Annotated in this window: 10 protein-coding genes and 4 tRNA genes; 11 read left to right on the top strand and 3 right to left on the bottom strand. The window is 59.7% G+C overall.

All coding sequences use genetic code 11. The features are described from left to right. Nucleotides 1-141 precede the first annotated feature (141 nt). From FG381_RS04340 to FG381_RS04315, 6 genes are all read left to right on the top strand, one after another. Complete coding sequence (locus tag FG381_RS04340; RefSeq protein ID WP_139687708.1) at nt 142-414, top strand: HU family DNA-binding protein; 273 nt, start codon at nt 142-144, stop codon at nt 412-414. Between the two features lie 35 nt (nt 415-449). After that, nucleotides 450-525: transfer RNA gene (locus FG381_RS04335), tRNA-Val, on the top strand. A gap of 147 nt (nt 526-672) precedes the next feature. After that, nucleotides 673-749: transfer RNA gene (locus FG381_RS04330), tRNA-Asp, on the top strand. 184 nt (nt 750-933) lie between these two features. Beyond that, nucleotides 934-1010 (top strand) — tRNA-Asp (locus FG381_RS04325). 59 nt (nt 1011-1069) lie between these two features. After that, nucleotides 1070-1146 (top strand) — tRNA-Asp (locus FG381_RS04320). Between the two features lie 126 nt (nt 1147-1272). Then, nucleotides 1273-3177, top strand: coding sequence for a SurA N-terminal domain-containing protein (locus FG381_RS04315; RefSeq protein WP_139687707.1), 1905 nt, complete (start codon nt 1273-1275; stop codon nt 3175-3177). 666 nt (nt 3178-3843) lie between these two features. Here FG381_RS04315 and FG381_RS04310 read toward each other — a convergent pair. Together FG381_RS04310 and FG381_RS04305 are read right to left on the bottom strand one after the other, a co-directional pair. After that, nucleotides 3844-4956, bottom strand: coding sequence for a porin (locus tag FG381_RS04310; RefSeq protein WP_139687706.1), 1113 nt, complete (start codon nt 4954-4956; stop codon nt 3844-3846). 135 nt (nt 4957-5091) lie between these two features. Next, a complete protein-coding gene (locus FG381_RS04305; protein ID WP_139687705.1) occupies nt 5092-7053 on the bottom strand; it encodes an FAD-binding protein in 1962 nt (653 codons plus the stop codon). A gap of 295 nt (nt 7054-7348) precedes the next feature. On the opposite strand from FG381_RS04305, the gene FG381_RS04300 reads away from it, so the two are divergent. Beyond that, complete coding sequence (locus FG381_RS04300; protein WP_165697827.1) at nt 7349-8182, top strand: MerR family transcriptional regulator; 834 nt, start codon at nt 7349-7351, stop codon at nt 8180-8182. A 159-nt stretch (nt 8183-8341) separates the two neighbouring features. On the opposite strand, the gene FG381_RS04295 is transcribed toward FG381_RS04300, so the two are convergent. Beyond that, entirely contained in the window at nt 8342-9889 is a 1548-nt protein-coding gene (locus tag FG381_RS04295; protein ID WP_139687703.1) for an FGGY-family carbohydrate kinase, read from the bottom strand. Between the two features lie 317 nt (nt 9890-10206). Between FG381_RS04295 and FG381_RS04290 the strand changes: the two genes are divergently transcribed. The 4 genes from FG381_RS04290 to FG381_RS04275 all read left to right on the top strand — a co-directional run bounded on the left by FG381_RS04290 (nt 10207) and on the right by FG381_RS04275 (nt 18165). Then, nucleotides 10207-12186, top strand: coding sequence for a DNA topoisomerase IV subunit B (locus FG381_RS04290; RefSeq protein WP_139687702.1), 1980 nt, complete (start codon nt 10207-10209; stop codon nt 12184-12186). A 20-nt stretch (nt 12187-12206) separates the two neighbouring features. Further along, the gene (gene parC, locus FG381_RS04285; RefSeq protein ID WP_139687701.1) at nt 12207-14870 is read left to right on the top strand and encodes a DNA topoisomerase IV subunit A; all 2664 of its coding nucleotides are present in this window, start codon (nt 12207-12209) and stop codon (nt 14868-14870) included. Between the two features lie 70 nt (nt 14871-14940). Further along, nucleotides 14941-16836, top strand: coding sequence for a HAMP domain-containing protein (locus FG381_RS04280; RefSeq protein ID WP_139687700.1), 1896 nt, complete (start codon nt 14941-14943; stop codon nt 16834-16836). A 12-nt stretch (nt 16837-16848) separates the two neighbouring features. Next, nucleotides 16849-18165 (top strand): NlpC/P60 family protein, encoded by a 1317-nt coding sequence (locus FG381_RS04275; RefSeq protein WP_139687699.1) that lies wholly within the window; start codon nt 16849-16851, stop codon nt 18163-18165. Nucleotides 18166-18182: the final 17 nt, after the last annotated feature.

Below are 18182 nucleotides of genomic sequence, written 5' to 3'. Positions count from 1 at the left end.
GCATTTAAAGTGACGAAAAAGCCTTGTTTACAAGGACACTTTTTTGTATACAATATACATTCATTCAAAACCTCGCGGATGTCTCAGGTAAACAAAGGATGGGCCTTTGTCTATTCATCACGCTGAAGGGGAGAGAAATACATGAACAAGACCGATTTGATCAAGAAAGTGGCCTCGGAGGCGGGTCTCAGCAGAAGCAAAGCGTCAGAAGCCGTAGAGGCGATGCTTGACGGCATTCAGGAGGCGCTCGGGCGCAACGAGGACGTGGTGATTCTCGGATTCGGTTCTTTCAGCGTAGTGGATCGCGCCCCGCGTGCCGGGCGGCATCCGCAGACTGGCAAGCCCATGCATATCCCGGCAACGCGTCAGGCGCGTTTCAAGCCCGGAAAAACTCTCAAAGAACTGGTAAAATAAATCCCCTCTGTTGCTCGTACTGAGCTTCAGGTCGTGGATCCTTAGCTCAGTTGGTAGAGCGGCGCCTTTACACGGCGAAGGTCAGGAGTTCGAGTCTCTTAGGATCCACCAGGATTGCATCCCGCACAGTCTCTGGCAGTGCGGGATTTCTTTTGCCGGGACTTTCTAAATCTTGATCTCGCCCTTGACAAAAGAAAGATTCTTCTATAACATTCCAATTCTTCTTCGATGAAGAAGAAATTCTCTCCGAGAAAACGCGGAGTGGTAGTTCAGTTGGTTAGAATATCGGCCTGTCACGCCGAGGGTCGCGGGTTCGAGTCCCGTCCACTCCGCCAGTTACTATCGAAGAGAGAAAAGAAGCCGGGTTGACCGGCTTTTTTGTTGCCGGACTTTGAAGAAAGTCCGGACCGGAGGAGAGGCTCCGGAACGCGTCAGAAAAATTTTTTCTGACCTCTTGCAAAAAGATCCGCGCTCCGTATAATTCTCCTCCTAAGCTGAAAAACGCAGCATCTCTGATGCGGAGTGGTAGTTCAGTTGGTTAGAATATCGGCCTGTCACGCCGAGGGTCGCGGGTTCGAGTCCCGTCCACTCCGCCAACAGTTTTTCTGCAAAATCTGATTTCAGATTTATTTCAAGCTTGGAAGCGCATCAGCGCGGAGTGGTAGTTCAGTTGGTTAGAATATCGGCCTGTCACGCCGAGGGTCGCGGGTTCGAGTCCCGTCCACTCCGCCAGAGATTCTTGAAAAAAGGCGAGCCGTGAGGTTCGCCTTTTTTCTTATCTATAACTTTGTCCACCCTGTTCGACCGCATGGCGGCTCCTGAGCTGCTCAGAAAGATCGAATTGATAAAGGAACCTCTATGCTTCAGGCATTCCGCGAGCACAAGCGCTGGCTGATGTTCATTGCCATGGTGCTGATCATCCCGAGCTTTGTGGTTACCGGCATTTACTCCTACAACCGCATGAGCCAGAGCGACAACGCCATCGTCCAGGTGGGCGAGGCGAAGATCACTCCCGAACAGTTCGACTTGGCGAAGCGCGAGCAGCTTGAGCGTCTGCGTCAGCAGATGGGCGAAAGCTTCCGTGCAAACATCCTTGACAACGAACAGGCTCGTGAAGACATCCTGCGCATGCTGATGGATGACTCCGCCATCACGCAGACGGTAGCGAAGAATCACGTGATGGTGAGCGAAGCTGAAGCGGTGGCTCTCATCAAGAATGCCGATGCGCTCAAGCAGGATGGAAAATTCTCCCCCGAGCTCTATGAGCAGTTCCTGCGCTCCCAGGGCAAGAGCGACCAGCAGTTTGTTGCTCAGGTCCAGCGCGATCTTGAAAAGGAAGTGCTGATCGCCGGCGTCTCCAATGCCTATCCGGTGCCGAAGGCGCTTGTTGAGCAGATGCACGAGATTCTCACGAATGAACGTCAGGTCCGCACGCTCACGATCAACGCGGCTGATTTCCTGAATTCCGTGAACGTTTCGGACGATGAGGTGAAGGCTTACTACTCCGCTCATCTTTCCGAATTCCTCTCGCCCGAGCACATCAAGGCCGAATACATCGTCCTTTCGCCCGAGAATTTCAAGGATCAGAAAGCCAATCCCGAGGACATCAAGGCTTATTACGAGCAGAACAAGAACCGCTGGTCTATCCCTGAGCAGCGCCGCGCGAGCCACATCCTCATTGAGTTCGGCGACGACAAGGCTGCCGCTTTGAAGAAGGCCGAGGGGATTCTCGCTGAAGTGAAGGCGGATCCCTCGAAGTTTGCCGCAGTCGCCGAAAAGGAATCTCAGGATCCGGGCAGCGCCTCGCAGGGCGGCGACCTTTCGTTCTTCGGCAAGGGCGTGATGACGAAGGCCTTTGAGGATGCCGTCTTCAATGCCAAGAAGGGCGACATCGTCGGTCCCGTGGAAACGGAATTCGGCTACCACATCATTTATGTGACCGATATCCAGGCAGGGTCCGTCGAACCCTTCGAAGCCGTGAAGCCCGAGATTGAGCGCGAATACGCCGAACAGATGGCGATCCGCACGTTCTCTGAACGCGCCGATGAATTCACGAACATGGTGTACGAGCAGTCCGACTCGCTCGAACCTACTGCTCAGAAGTTCGGCCTCAAGGTTGAAACGGTCGACTTTGTTACGCGCAACGGCGTAACGGATCCTGAGCTCGGCCGCATCATCAACGACCGCGTGGCGGAAGCGCTCTTTGGTTCTGAATGCCTGAAGGAAAAGCGCAATTCGAACGCGATTGAAGTGCAGAGCAATACGCTCGTTGCGGCTCGCGTTGTCGAGTACTACCCGGAAAAGGAACGTGCGCTTGACGATGTGAAGAGCATCATCGGCGAAAAGCTCCGCTCGCAGAAGGCGGCTGAAAAGGCCTTTGAAGCCGGCAAGGCGAAGCTCGCCGAGCTGCAGAATTCGAAGAGCCTTGAGGGCTTCAGTGACGAAGTCTGGGTTTCCCGCCAGAATCAGCAGGGTCAGGAAACGGCTCTGATTAATGCTGAACTCGCGCTTGAATCTTCGAAGCTTCCCGCCTACACGGGCGCCAAGCTCGCAAACGGTTCCTACGCCATTGCCTACGTTGAGGCGGCACGCACGCATCAGGCAAACGAAGCGGAACTCCGCGGACTGGCGCGCGAGCTCGGTTCGATCTACGGCGAAGCCGATCGCGCCGGCTATCTTGAAGCTCTCAAGGAAGCCATCGGCACGAAGGTGCTTCGTCCTGACTTCGTGAAGGGCGAAGAGAAGCCTGCTGAGCAGGAATAATCAGCTTTCAGATTGAAAAGCGGGACGCATCCGTCCCGGAATCAGAGCTGCCAAGCCGTGAAGGTGAGGCAGCTCTTTTTTCTCCTGGACCCCGGGAACATGATCAGTGAAGGACTTTCGGAGGTAAAGGAAGCTGAAGCACCGTGAGGATATCGCGCTGCTTGATCGTTCTCGTGCAAGTCACAGAGGCCCTGCCTTGATGCCGCTTCTATGCGCGCAGAGCGCTGCGTTTTGCGAAGCAGGCTGTCCATGGTGTCGTCGTGGATTTTGTCCCGGGCCGCTCATTGCAATGGGCTTAGTGAATCATCATGAGGCGCATGGACGCTGCCGTCGAGCTGACAAGAAGTTTTCCCGACAACTTCCTTGAGTAGGACGCAGGCGGTCTGCCGGGACTTGATTTTTAAAGTGATCAAGGTCGAGTTCGATCATCGAGCGTGTTTTGCCGCACGGCTGCGCCTTGAACGGGTCTTGAGCCGGATCCCGCTCAATGGTGATCTGGTTTTCTGCAGTTCAGGCTTTTCGGTCGTGCGTCTGGGAGCACGATCTGACTGCACCGCCTGGAAGGAAAAGCAAAAAAGAGCCCATGACTCTCTAAACAGTCATGGGCTTCAAAGGAAAGAGATCAACCCGGGATCAGGTTGAAGACGACTCTGCTAAAGCGTTCGTTCAGAACTTGTGCACGAGGCCGAAGGTGAATTCATAGTCGTCTTCGACGGCCTGCGGCTTCAGCGCTTCATACTCATTCGAGTAGTCGGACTTGATCCAGCCGGCAGCCGTATAGAAGGTCGTGCGGCGGCTCAACGAATAGGTGTAGCCGACGGCAGCCTGGATGGTATCCATCGTGAGCTTATCCTCCCGGCTCCCTTCAAAGTCGCCGTAGCCGATGCCGGCCTTCACGGCGCCTCCGAAAGCGGGAACCTCAACGCCGACATTGACCCCGTAGCCGTCCACGCCGCCGGCAAGGCTGAAGGTGGTGGTCTTCGCGGCAGAAGCATAGTTTTCGAAAATCTGCGTATAGAAGAAGAACTTCGCCCAACCGGCGTTGTAGTTGGCGCCGAGGTTGTAGGAGATGGAATCATCAAGCCCGTTCTTATCGGCCTGCGGTTGCGCCTGGTTGATGGTTTCGATGCCGAAGGCAACCATAAGGTTGTCGTTGCGGTAGCGCACAGCACCGCTCAGGAGCCGCTCAACGCTCGATTTGCCTTCCGTAGCGCCTTCAGCGTAATTCTTGGAGTCGGTGCCGAAGGAATACTGGACGGTCGCATCGACGCCGGCAAAGGCGGGCGTCGTGTACGCAACCGCGTTGTCGATGAATTCGTAGCCGAGGGAGACGACCTGGAGGTGGCCGCCGATATTGCCCCAGCCGCAGGAGAAGGGACTTACGACGTGGCCGAAGCGGGCGTAGGGGCCGTTTCCGCCCACCATGGAGCCCATGCGGCCGAAGGAGAGGTATCCGAAGTCGCCGTCAAGATAGAGGCGCGCATCGCGGCCGAAGAGGCGCCCGCCCTGGCCGAGCGTGCCGGTATCGGTGCCGTACCCGTTTTCAAGAACGAAGCCGACCTTGAGGCCGTTTTCAAGCGTTTCCTCGCCTTTGATGCCGAAGCGCGACCCGATGTACTGGCCTGAGATCATCTGCACGGTCGAGGAGTCGGTGCCGGCGACGTTCTCCCGGTACTGCCACGTGAGTGCGGTATCCAGCACGCCGTAGAGGGTGACGTCGGAAGCCTGAGCAGAGAGAGCGGCAGAGGCAGCGAGAAGTGCGAGGGAAAGCTTCTTCATTTTCTGGGTCCTTTTTGTGTTGGAAGATCCGGAGGATCAATTGCCTCCGGAGCGAAGGTCAGTGTCGATAAGAGCTCAAGGGACCTCTCCGATCGGGCGCAATCGGACGATGCCCGATCGGAGAGGGAGGAGAACTTAGAGCCGGGCGAGATGCTGGCCAACGAGGCGCCCGAAGGTCACCGTGCGGCCGCAGGCCATGCCCGTTGCGAGGTTCGGGTATTCGTTCGCAAAGTAGCCGCCGCTGTCGTTGCCGATGACGTAAAGGCCCGGGATCGGGTTGCCGTCGGTATCGATCGCGTTCATGTTGGTGTTGATCTGAATGCCGTCCATCGTGCAGAGCATCCACCCGGTGTTCTTGGCGCCGTAGAAGGGCGCCTTGTCGACGGGCGAAAGACGGTGCTTTTCCTTGCCGTAGTCGACGTCCGCACCCTGGCGGTAAAGCTCGTTGTTGCGCTCGACCGTGGCCTTGAGCTGATCCGGCGGGAGACCGAGCTTCTTCGCGAGCTCCTCGATCGTGTCGGCCTTCTGGACATAACCCTTGGCGATGAGGCCGGGGAGCATCTTTTCCTCAACGATCTTCCAGGAGATGTTGGGATCGGCGCCGTTTTCAAACGGGAACATGCGCGAGCAGCCGTGCATCTTGAACTGCTTTGCGTAGCGCACCCAGTTGCTGTCGAAGAGCGTGTAGTGGCAGTGACCCTTCTGATATTCGTCGGCATGAAGGAGGTTCTCGTAGGTGCCCGATTCGTTCATGAAGCGGCGGCCGTCGGCATTCACCTTGAGCCAGGGCTGCGAACCCATCCAGAAGAAGCCCGAGTCGCCCGACTGGACCGTTTCGACGCCCGGCTTCTGATCCGGACGGAGGGCGCAGCGGTCGAACTTCATCATGGAGTGCGTTTCATCCATCTTGGCGCCCACCCAGAGGCAGGCGCGGATGCCGTCGCCGCGAGCGCCGGGCATGGCGCCCGAACGGCCGATGACGCGAAGATTCCAGGGCTGGAGCGCCTCCATCATGCGGAAGTTCTGCGCATAGCCGCCGGTGGCAACCACGACGCCCTTCGTTGCAACGTAGCGGACGTATTTGCCGTCGCTGTTCTCGGCAATGCAGCCCGTGACGCGTCCGTTCACCTTTTCGAGCTTCACCATCTTCATGGAGTAATCAAAGCGCGCGCCGCACTTTCTCGCGTACTCCTCAATCACGCTCGAGAGGCTTACGAGAATCTTCCCGTCCTTTTCGGGGAGACGCGGCGAGTGGCCGATCGGAAAGTGCTTGTAGCGCGTTTCGTCGTTCTTGTCGCCCGATTCGTGCCAGAGCTCGATCCCTTTCTCGGCAAGACGGTCGCCGAGCCAGTCGATGACGGCGCCCGACTTGTCGCACCAGAGCTTCACCAGATCCTGCTGGATGTGGCCGCCCGCGTAGAGGGTCGCCATCGTGATGAATTCAAACTTGTCGATCTTGGTGCCCCAGGCCTTCTGGTAGCGCGAATCAATGGCGCCGAGGTCCTCGCGGACGCCCGTGCCGACCGGGAAGCGGTCGATGCCGATCACCTTGGCGCCGGCTTCCGCCGCGGACGCAATGGCAAACATGCCGCCCGTGCCGCAGCCGATGACGAGCACTTCCGTCTCATGCCGGGCGACGATGTCCTTTTCGGCGATTTCAGGCGCCTTGCCGAGCCAGTCGCCGTCGTCGGCTTCCGCCTTCTTCTTGTCGGAGATGACTTCGACGGGGACCTTCCCCTGCGCCTGCGCAATGCACTTGGCGGCAGCCGTGCGCACCGCCTTCGAGGTGATGGAGGCGCCCGAGACGGCGTCGATGTCGCCCGACTGCATGAGAAGAATCGACTTCTTGAGTTCAGCGGCAGCGGCCTGACCGATCGACGGCGTTTCGTGCGAAACGTCCAGAACGACGTCGGTGATCTTGTTGGCGTCGAAAGTCATCGTGACGACAACTTCGCCGATGCCGGAGGCCTTGGCGGAATAGGTGCCCGGGTTGTAGATTCCGGCCGGAGCCGCATGAGCGGCAGCTGCGGCAGCCATGGAGGCGCCGCTCGCGAGCGTGGTGCGCAGGAATGCGCGACGGGTGATCGACTTCGTCATTGCATCTCTCCTCAGATTGCGTGAAAGAGAGGCGCAGCCAGAGTCTTCAATCGTGCGCCTCCGATGTGCGCAAATTCTCCGGCTGAGTCTTTGCCGCGAGTCAAATCGCTTTCTGAAGTCGTAGAAATGCCCTTGAGAAGACTGTTTTCAATGGCTGATTCGTATAAATACCTACTTTTGACCTAGAAAGAATGACGGATAGCCGCTCCCAAGTTGAGTGCTGGACCGGACTTGGATAGGTGCTTTAACTTAGACTTTATTCAAACACTCTTCTCCTGGAAGGAATACCCCCATCGTGAAGCAATACAGAATCGGAGACTTTGCCCGCCATCTTGGCGTTACTTCGGACTTTCTGAAGCACTATGAAGCGGCAGGACTTCTCAAGGTTCAGCATCGCGAGAGCGGCTACCGCTACTACACGTTCGATCAGTCGGCAAAGGTTATTTCCTGCATGAGGCTGCGCAATTACGGCGTGACGGTAAAGGAAATGGGCGCCATGCACACCGACGACCCGGACAAGGTCTTCGGACTGCTCGACAAGAAGTCGGAGGAGCTCGAGGCGACGGTAAGTCGCCTTCAGGCCGTCATCGGCGAGCACAAAAGGATGCGCCGCTGGTATGAGGCGCATAAGGGAACCATGATCGACTGGGAGATCCGGGAAATGGAGCCCAGGTATTTTCTCCCGCATACGGACGAACAGGACTTCAGGAAGGACGATCGGATATTTGAGCTCCTTAAGGACTGGGGAATGTGGATGCCGGTGACGAAGTCCGCGCTCAAGGTGGAAATCTCAGGGAGCGGCACGGAGAACACGATTCATTGGGGCTTCGCGGTGAGGGAGTCGCTCCTAAAGCGCTATCAGATTCCCGTCAATGATGTGCTCGAGCGCATTGAATTCGGGAAATGCTTCGTCTGCCATTTCTGCGGGCTCCCCGATGCCTTCAGCATGAGGCTGCTCTCGGAGGGAGCGCATCCGGCCTGGTCGCAAATGAAACAATTGGGATTCCGCCCGTGCGGCACCGCGATCCTTGAGGTGGAAATGCGCTTCTCCGACGAAGCGGATACGCATAATGACGGTTTCGGACGGATTCTCATTCCGATTAAGAAGGAGCCGACAGTATTCTTTTGAGCAAAGCCCTTCAGGGGATAGCCTGAAGCGCGTCGGGGAGGATCGCTGCGCGGCGGCGCTTCAGTCCGCCGGCACCTGGTAAAAAGGGAGCGCTTCAGAAGAAGCGCTCCCTTTTCCATGAGTCCGGACCAGGGAATTGCTTTCACCCGCTCGTCGGGATCACATCTCGCGCATGCGCACGAGCCGCGAGAAGGCGGCCTTCATGTCGCTGCGAACGAGGGCCTTTCTGTTTTCAAAGAGCTCGCGATAGCGGCTCACGAGTTCGGGAACGGGTTCATAGACGCCGTTTTCCGAAATGACCTTCGAGAGCGCCGCCTTCACGTCCGTGATGCCGCCCGTGGCGTAGGCGCCGAAGACGCAGTTGGTGAGGACCGCGCCGCCCGGGTTCTTGAAGCGGACGACCTCGGCGTCGAGCATGTTCGACTTGATCTGATTCCAGAGCGGATCTCGGCTGCCGCCTTCCGTTACGGTGATGCGGTTGAGCGCAACGCCTGCGCGCCGGTAGCCGTCGGCAAGCTCCATGTAGTCGTAGCCGATTGCTTCAAGGACGGCGCGCCACATGACGAACTGATTGTCGTCCATCGTCATGTTGAGGAAGCACCCGCTCGCTTCCTTTTCCTCGCCGTAGCCGCCCGTGAGATAGGGAAGGAAGAGCACGCCGCGCGAACCCGCGGGAATCTTTTCCGCGCCGGCCGAAAGCTCTCCGTAGTAGGCGCCGTCGCCCTCGTGGCGGCAGACATTGTCCTTGAACCACCGGAGGGCGAGCCCGCCCGTGCGCACGAACCCCCAGTAGAAGTAAGTGTCGGGAAGCGTGCCGGAATTGAAGATGAGGCCGGTGCCGGGCTGAGAGAGTTCGGGAATGATGCCCCTGGTGGAGACGCAGAACATGGCGCAGGTGCCCGCCACGTCGACGCCCTGATGCGCCTCAAAGACGCCGGACCCCAGCATCGACTGCATCGTGTCGCCCGCGCCCGCAAGAATCGGAATGCCGGCGGGAAGCCCCGTGCGCACGGAAATTTCCTCGCAGAGGCCGCCCACCTTGTCCCAGGGCTTCAGGATGCGGGGCATGTACTTTTCGTCGATCCCGAGGAGCTCGAGCTGTTCGGAGGACCACTTTTTCGCCTGAACATCGTAGCCGAGCCCCCAGCCCGACATGGCGCCCCAGTCGATGAAGGCGTCCTTGCCCTTGAGGCCCGCGAGACGCATGAGGACGTAAGGGGCGTTGTGCACGAACTTCACGCCGCGCTCAGAGAATTCGGGCGAATTCCTGAGGAACCAGCGCGCGAACATGGCCGGGAACATCGGAGAGGCTTCCGCGTTGCCGGTTTCACGGCCCCAGATCGAAAGCTTTTTCGCGTTGAGCGCTTCCACATCTTCCGTCGTGCGGCTGTCGAGGTAGTTGATGTAGGGCGTGACCGGGCGCGCGTTTTCGTCAATGCCGACGATGCCGCAGATGATGCCGTCGCCCATGATGGCGGCGATGTCCTTCGGATCACGGCCGATGCGGCGAAGCTCGCTCGTTACTTCGGCCATGGCGGTGATGCAGTTCTCGAGGTACGTGTCCACGTTCATCTCGACCCAGCCCGGATGCGGATAGCTGAGTTCGGTCGGAAGCGACCGGCTTGCAACAAGCTCAAAATTCTCATCGTAGACGCCTACCTTCACGCTCTGCGTGCCGGCATCAAAACCCATGTAAAGCTTCGCCATCGAGGTTCCTTCACAAAATAAGAGAGATCAGGAATAGTACCTATTTTTAGAGATTCCGGGCAAGCGTCATTCGTCTCTTCCGAACCCGAAAAGTGCTTCGGAAAATTACTGCGGGGCGGAAGTTTTGCTGAGGGCTTCATCGGGGAAGTAGAAGGTTGAGCATTGCTAAAATGAGCACTTCGGCTTTGCTCTCAGAAGCTCAACTTTCGAGCCTTACTCCGGGAGCGGAGTCTCATCCATTCGATAAGAATTCAGGCGTCCCTTCAGCCCGCAGCGAGTTTTCGTCTGAGGGCGTTTTGCGCGCATTCAACACAGCAATGGCCATCAAGCAGAAGAAAAAAGACGATTACGGCGAGAGCTCCATCCGGGTGCTTAAGGGGCTTGAACCCGTTAAGCAGCGTCCGGGCATGTACACGCTGACGGACAATCCCCTTCACATCATCCAGGAAGTCATCGACAACGCGAGCGACGAAGTGCTCGCAGGGTTCGGGACGAAGATTTCGGTTTCGGTGAGCGAGGCCGGCATCGTCACGGTGGAGGATGACGGTCGAGGGATTCCGATCGGCATGCATCCGGAAGAGCATGCACCCGTCGTTGAACTCGTCTTTACGCGTCTGCATGCGGGCGGAAAATTCCAGAAAGCCGACGGCTCCGGCCCCTATTCCTTTGCGGGCGGTCTGCACGGCGTCGGCGTTTCCGTGACGAATGCGCTCTCGAGGCACCTGGTTGTTACCGTCTGGCGCGACGGCGAAGAGGCGACGATGGGCTTCCGGGACGGCTTTGTGGCCGAACCCCTTGCCGTCCGTAAGAGTCCCCGTCCGAAGTCTCAGACGGGCACCCGGGTTTCGGTCGAACCCGATCCGAAGTATTTTGATTCGCCCGAAATTCCCGAGGCTTCGCTTGTTCGGCTGCTCCGATCCAAGGCCGTGCTTCTTCCGGGCTGCGAAGTCGATTATCGCAATGAACGCACGGGAACTCAGGCGCACTGGAAGTACGAAGGCGGCCTCAAGGAGTATCTCCTCTCGGAAATCCACGGCGAACCGATGATCGAGCCCTTTGAGGCAGCCGCCTATGCGGACGAGTCGACGGAGGGGTTCGCCCCGGGCGAAGGCGCCGCGTGGGTGGTGGTCTGGACGCCCGAAGGGCCTCTTACGCGCGAAAGCTATGTGAACCTGATCCCGACTCCGCAGGGAGGCACGCATGAATCGGGCCTCAAGGACGGTCTCTGGCAGGCGGTGCGCGCCTTCATGGACGTGCACGGACTTCAGGCGAAGGGCGTGAAGGTTCTTGCCGAAGACGTCTTCAGCCGCGCGAGCTTCGTGCTCTCCACGAAGGCCATTGACCCGCAGTTTCAGGGGCAGACGAAGGAAAAGCTTACAAGCCGCGATACGCTGAAGCTTGTTTCCGGCTTCGTGAAGTCGCAGTTCGAGTTCTGGCTCAACGACCACGTTGAGGACGGCAGAAAGCTCGCCGAGCACATCATCAGTCAGGCTCAGGCGCGTCAGCGCCAGGCCGCGAAGTATGAACGGCGCCGCACGTCGACCGTGGCGGTGCTCCCGGGGAAGCTCACCGACTGCGAGTCGAGCGACATTACGCGGAATGAACTCTTCATCGTTGAGGGCGACTCCGCAGGGGGCTCCGCCAAGCAGGGGCGCGACAAGGAATTCCAGGCGGTGCTTCCGCTACGAGGCAAGATCCTCAATACCTGGGAAGTCGACGGCGGCTCGCTTTTCCGTTCCGACACGATTCACGACATTGCGCTCGCGATCGGCGTTGATCCGCATCCGCGCGACGGGGATCCCGATCTGAAGGGACTGCGCTACGGGAAGATCTGCATACTTTCCGATGCCGACGTTGATGGCTCGCACATTCAGGTGCTTCTTCTCACGCTCTTTCTCAAGCACTTCCCGAAGCTGATTGAGCTCGGGCACGTCTATGTCGCGATGCCGCCCCTCTTTCGCGTGGATGCGCCCAAAAAGGGAAGAAAGCCCGACCGGAAGATTTACTGTCTCGACGAGCGCGAGCTAGCCAGGACCATGGAGTCCCTCCGGAAGGAAGGCTTCCGCGATGAGCAGCTTTCCATTTCACGCTTCAAGGGCCTCGGCGAAATGAAGGCCGAGCAGCTCGCGGAAACGACGCTTGCGCCCGACACCCGGAAGCTCCTTCCGGTGGCTTTCGGCTCCGTACCGGAAGCCGCCACCCGTGCGGTCATGCAGACCCTCATGGGCGAGCGCGAGGTCGCGGGCCGGCGCCTCTGGATGGAAGCCTACGGCGACCGCGCGGAACTTGATGTCTAGAGTCAGAAAGGAAGAGAAGAATGACGGATAAGAAGCCCCTTTCCGATGAGACGGAAAACCTTTTTCACGATTCGCTTTTTGGCGACGGCGGCGACCCGGACGCGGCGTCTCCCGCGGGCGGGGATGCGTCCCGGTCCGAAGAGGAGGCGCCCCGGGCGCCTGATGAGGCCAGAGAAGACGGGGGAGCGAATGATGCTTCGGCCGATGGTGAAGAACTTCCTCAGGCAGAACTTTCAGAGGAAGAGCTGAAGGCGGCCGAAGCTGAAGAGATTACGGTAGGCGCCGCGACCGAAGGGGAGCCCGAGGAAAACGGCGCCCTCACGCTCGCGCGCTACGCTTCGCAAGCCTATCTCGAATACGCGATGTCGGTGGTGAAGAGCCGCGCGCTCCCGGAAGTCACGGACGGCCAGAAGCCCGTGCAGCGCCGCATCCTCATCGACATGTACCGCATGGGGCTTAAGTTCGATGCGAAGAGCGTGAAGTCCGCCCGCATCGTGGGCGACGTGCTCGGCAAATACCACCCCCACGGCGACCAGTCGGTCTATGACGCGCTCGTGCGCATGGCGCAGACTTTTTCGCTTCGTTATCCGCTCCTCGTTGCGGAAGGCAATTTCGGCTCCCGCGACGGCGATTCCGCAGCGGCCATGCGCTACACCGAAACGCGCCTGACGCCCATCTCGTCGCTTCTTCTCGAGGAAGTGGATTCGGGAGCCGTTGATTTTGCGCCCAATTACGACGGGAACTTTGAGGAGCCGGTGGAATTGCCCGCGAAGCTCCCCTTCGTGCTTCTGAACGGCTCCTCCGGCATTGCGGTCGGCATGGCCACGGAAATTCCGCCCCACAACCTGACGGAAGTGGCCGCGGCCTGCGTGCGGCTCCTGGAGAAGCCCGAAGCCGGACTCGAAGAGATTCTTTCCCTTATGCCCGCGCCCGACTTTCCCTGCGGCGGCCAGATCATTACGCCCCGGGATGAAATCCGCGCGATTTATGAATCGGGCCGCGGAAAGCTTCGCGTGCGCGCGCGCTGGCATTTTGAAGAGCTTGCCCGCGGTCAGTGGCAGCTCGTCGTGGACGAACTTCCGCCCGCGGCGTCCTCGCGCATCATTCTCGACCGCATTGAGCAGATCACGAATCCGCGTCCCAAGAAGGACAAGAAATCGATTTCCTCCAAGCAGCAGCAGGCAAAAAGCGCAATGCTCGCAATGCTCGAGAGCGTGCGGGACGAGTCCGGCAAGGACGTGGAGGTCCGGCTTGTCTTTGAACCGAAGACGAGCCGCATCGACCGCGACGACTTCGTCAACTATCTGCTCTCTGAAACCGATCTCGAGTCGAATGTCCCGGTGAATCTCGTCATGCTCGGCATTGACGGGAAGCCGAGGCAGAAGGGGCTTCTTTCCATTCTTTCCGAATGGATCGAATTCAGAAAGAAGGCCGTAAGGCGCCGCACCGAGGCGCGGCTCGCGAAGGTGCTCGACCGCATTCATGTGCTCGAAGGCCGCTCGCTCGTTCTTCTCAACATCGACCGCGTGATTGAGATCATTCGCGCGGCCGACGACCCGAAGGCCGATCTGATGGCTGAATTCGGCCTCACGGAGCGTCAGGCGGACGACATCCTTGAAATCCGTCTGAAGCAGCTTGCCCGCCTTGCCGCCATTGAAATCGAGAAGGAGCTCGCGAACCTCACGAAGGAGCGTTCGGGGCTCGAGCGCATTCTCGGGAGCGACGGCGTTCTGAAGCGCCAGGTGGCGCGCGAAATTGAGGCCGCTGCCAAGGCGTTCGGCGACCCCCGCCGCACGGTTGTGAAGGAAGCAAAGGTCGCCGTGCATGAGGTGGAGACGCCTGACGAACCCGTCACTGTCGTGATTTCAAAGAAGGGGTTCCTGAGGACGCGCACGGGTCACGGTCACGACTGCTCGCTCATGAGCTTCAAGATGGGCGACCAGCTTGACCGGGCCATTGAATGCCGTTCGTCCGATCAGCTTTCCTTCCTCGATGCGAAGGGGCGCGTCTATTCACTTGCCGTTTCGCAGCTCCCGGGCGGGAGAAGCGACGGGGCGCCGCTTTCGGCCTTTGTCGACCTGCCTCGGGGCTTCGAATGCGCGGGATGGCTTGCGGGTCCCCAGAATACGGCGGTGCTTCTCGCCACTTCGGGCGGCAAGGGCATGATCCTCAGGATTTCCGATGTTTCGACGCGCCTCAAGGCCGGACGCGACTTCGTGAAGATGAGCGAAGGCGAAAGGCTGCTGCCTCCCCTCACGGTTTCCGGGGATGCAATTGAAGCGGGTGCGAAGCTCGCCTGCCTCTCGTCTTCCGGGCGCCTTCTTGCCTTCCCGCTGAGCGAAATCCGGTTCGTGGCTTCGGGCGGCAAGGGCGTCGCCCTCATGCTTCTCGACCCGGGCGAGGAGATGATTTCGATGGCGGTCACGGATGACCGCGGGGCCATTCTTTCCGGCACCGGCCGGGGCGGGAAGCCCCGCGAAGCGCAGCTCACCGAGCGCGCTTACCGGGCGCACATCATGCACCGTGCCCGCCGCGGGAAGATGCTTGAAATTTCCTGGAAGGCCGAGCGGGTTGAAGCGCTCCCTCCCTTATCCTCAGAACCCGTCAAAACCTCCGATCCGGGCAGCGGCGCATCGCAGGGCCTCAAGCTCGAAGTCGTTGACGAAGCGCCCACATTGTTGTAAACGAAGGATTGCCGGATCAAGCGCATGAAGCCTGAAGCCGGCAGCCTTCCATTTCTTCGCAGTCTCCTCCATGAAGATACCCAAGTTCTTCCGAAGCCTTTCGACGAGGCTTCTTTTCCTCACGCTCCTCTGGGTGAGCTTCATCGTGAGCTCGATCGGCTGGACGATGCTCCTCAATTGGGAGCTGGAAGCCAGCGCAGCGGCAAAGTTTTCCATCGCCGAACTGCGCATGCAGGTCTACCGCTCAGCCTATTTCACGCAGCCGATCTTTCCCGAGAAGCTTCTTGACGAAGAGCTTACGCGCGTCACGAACCAGTTCCGCGTCATCCGCGTGGGCGACGCCTGGCAGCCGCTTGAGCTCCCGCGCGAAGGCGACTTTCATGCTTCCCTCGAGACGCTCGAAAAGCGCTGGAAGACTGAAGTCGAGCCCATGCTGATTGCGTCGAAGAAAGGCAGCCGGCAGGTGGATGCGGAGATGGTGCGCGTCTATACGTCGGCGCTCACGGATCTGGCCGGTAAGATCGACGCCTGGCGATACGACTATCTCTGGCAGCTCAGATATCTGCAGATTCTTCTCATCGTGCTTGCGATCGGCAGCCTCTTCACGATCATGCTGCTCCTGCTGCGCTGGGTGATCCGCCCGATCGGGAACCTCGGCGAAGGCATCAACCGGCTCTCGGGGGGCGACCTCGCCGCGCGCGTCGAGGTGAAGAGCGATGACGAGATCGGACGCATTGCGGTGGGCTTCAACCGCATGGCCGACAGGCTTGAGGACCTCTACAACAACCTCGAGCAGAAGGTGGCGGAAAAGACCGCTTCGGTCGAGGAAAAGAACCGCCACCTCGCGCAGCTCTATGAGACCACGTCCTTCTTCTCCCAGCAGAGGTCCATCGAGGAGCTCACCGACGGCTTTGCAGAACGCATCGTCCGCTATACCGAAGCCGACGCCTGCCTGGTAACTCTGGTCGACCAGAAAGCGGGCTGCGTGGATGTGGCGGCTTCGAGCGGCCTCACGGCTGAGGCGCTCCGGGAGTCGTCAAGGATTCCCTGGGAGGATTCGATCTTCCGCACGGTCGTGCAGAAGAATTACCCGGTCCGGGTTGATCTCAAGACCGACAGCCGCATGCTCGCGCGGACGCTCGCCAAAGCGGGCTTCACGACCGCTTACTGCTTCAATGTGAGAAGCGTCTCGGAAAGCATCGGCAGCTACATGCTCATCTTCCGCGAGGAATCCCAGCTCTCCTCCCAGATGACGCAGCTTCTGGAGTCCTTCGCCATGCACTTAGGCGTCGCGATCGACAACCAGCGCCTCATTGACCGCGACCGTCAGTACGCAGTCATTCAGGAGCGTCAGCTTCTCGCTCAGGGCCTCCACGATTCGATCGCGCAGGCGCTCTCCTATCTGAATCTTCAGGTGCAGTTCCTCTCCGACGCCATCCGCGACAAGGACGAGAAGCTCCGCGACGAGTCGCTCGAAGCCATCCGCACGGGCGTGCAGGAGTGCTACGAGGATGTGCGGGAACTTCTTCTCAACTTCCGCGAGCGCCTTCACAATGAAGGGTTCCTCCAGGGCGTGCGCACCGTGATTGACCGCTTCGAAGGCCAGGCGCACATCGGCGTGCGCCTCTCCTCGGTCGGGGACGGCCCGAAGCTCACGCCGCGCGAAAAGCTCCAGGTGATCTTCATCATCCAGGAGGCGCTCTCGAACGTGCGCAAGCACGCCCAGGCCTCAAGCGTCAAGGTGTCCGTGAGGAACGAGGCCGATCTCACGGTGGAGATTCTCGACGACGGCGTCGGGATTGATCAGGCTGTTGTTGAAGAAAGAAAGAACCAGCATGTCGGGCTTTCCATCATGCAGGAGCGCGCCTCGCGCATCGGCGCCGTCGTCACGGTCGAGCGTGCAAGCCCGATCGGCGGCACGCGCGTGGTGCTGAAGCTCCCGGCTGCGGCGAGACAGATCAGCTGACGGGAGGCGCGAATGGAATGCGTTGGAAGAGCGGGCATTGCCGCTCTCTTTGCCGCCCTGCTGTGGGCGTCCGGTCCGGCTTCGGGGGCTCCCGGAGCTCCGGGGCCCGCGGTTCCGGCAAGGCCGGAAGTCCCGGCCGCAGAAGGGCTTCCGCTCAATCCCGTCGAGGCTGCCGGGGCGCTTTGGAAGGCCTATGCGGAGAAGACGGATCTCGACGCCCGTACGGATCTTCTGCACCTTGAATTCAAGCCCGGCAACACCCCGGGCGCTGTTGCCGTCTCGGGAACTTCGGCCGATCGGGGGCTTCTTGCGGGCTTTTATGCCGAGCTCTCGGCCTCCGGACTCGGGATTGAGTCGAGCGTCGAGGAAGTGCCCAACGCAGATGATCTCAAGCGCCTTACCTGGGGCGTCGTGAAGAAGCCCTGGGGAAATCTGTCGTCAGAATCCGACGCGCTCGCTGCCGGCCGCGCTCCGGACCTGAAGCTTCCGCTCGGAAGCCGGGTTGAAATTCTTCTCAACCGCTTTGACGGACTCATTCTCGTGAAGTCAACGGAAGGGCGCGTCGGCTGGATGCGCGCCGACGACCTTGCGCTCAAGAACGACGTCGCCATCGTCGCCTGGAACAGGCGCAGTCTGGTCTTTGTGACGTCGCTTTCGGCAGAGGTGGAGGCGAGCGGCCAAAAACCGCTCATGAAGGCGCCTTTCGCGTCGGAACTTCCGATCGAGAAAACGCTCCCCGAGGGCGGCTGGAGCGTAATTCTTCCTGACGGAACGACCGGAATCATCCGCGCGGGCGAAGCGGCGGATCATGATGCATTGGCTGCCGGCGAGGAAAATCTTCGCCGGTCTTCCCCTGCGGGCTTTCTCGCAAAGGCAGCCCAGTCCGCTCAAACTCTTGTGAGCTCAGGCTGGCAGAAAAGCACTGCCGGGATGACGCTTCCGGAAGGCGTTTATCGGCTTCACGATCTGATTCTGCCCTCAGACCCGGATCGGCAGGCGAGGCTGGGTGCTCCGCTCTCGGGCGGAAAGCGCGGCAGTGAATTGAAGCCTGGCGATCTGGTCTTCTTCGGCGAAAACGGGCGCGTGAGGCATTCGGGCGTCTGGATAGGCAAAGGCCGCTTTGCGGCCGACGACCCGAAGAGCGGGCGCGCCGCGATTTTTGTCTTTTCAGGAGCGTCGCGCGCGGATGCGAACGGCGGTCTCGGGCCCTTCCTCTGGGCCGTGCGGCCGGAGGTTTCTCAGCTCGCGAACCCCTGCCTCCTCTCCATTCGCTCGCACCCCTTCAATCAGGCGCCGCCGGCAGGTGCGGTGCGCTGCCGTCTCCGGTGAGCCTCCGAAAGAAAAGG

The sequence above is a fragment of the Sutterella faecalis genome, assembly GCF_006337085.1.
In the GTDB taxonomy this organism is placed as follows: Bacteria; Pseudomonadota; Gammaproteobacteria; order Burkholderiales; family Burkholderiaceae_F; genus Sutterella; species Sutterella faecalis.
The sequence above is the reverse complement of the archived record's forward strand: the minus strand, read 5'-3'. Positions and strand labels throughout refer to the sequence as shown.